The 345-nt window shown below is 57.1% G+C and carries 1 pseudogene; it reads left to right on the plus strand.

Going from position 1 to position 345, the window contains the following annotated elements:
- Positions 1 to 345, plus strand: a pseudogene (locus ACTQ3R_RS16625) (DUF4314 domain-containing protein); the annotation flags it as partial.

A 345-nucleotide genomic window follows, 5' to 3' on the forward strand; every position in this document is an offset into this window, starting at 1 on the left:
CGGGGTCTCATGCATTGGTATGATGGTGCTGACAGCGTTGACCGCAAGGTGCGCTCCGCCGTCTTCACCGTGGAGGAGCGTGATCGGCAGCTCTGGGGCGTGGCGGAATGCTGTGTCGCCGGAGAACTCAGCCAAGAGGAACTTTCTGCCCTAAAAGAGTACATCACCGGACAGGCTTCTGATGGCTGGTGCGAGGGGTTTGAGCAGCGGGAGATCTCCGTGGATGACGGTGGCGAATTGTATGTCCACTTTTGGAATTCGGACGAGTGGAGCATCCAAACGGAACAGGAATTGTTCGCCCCCAAACTCCATGAGCAGAATGGGATGAAGATGGGAGGGATGACC

The sequence above is a fragment of the Lawsonibacter sp. LCP25S3_E2 genome, assembly GCF_052117285.1.
In the GTDB taxonomy this organism is placed as follows: domain Bacteria; phylum Bacillota; class Clostridia; order Oscillospirales; family Oscillospiraceae; genus Lawsonibacter.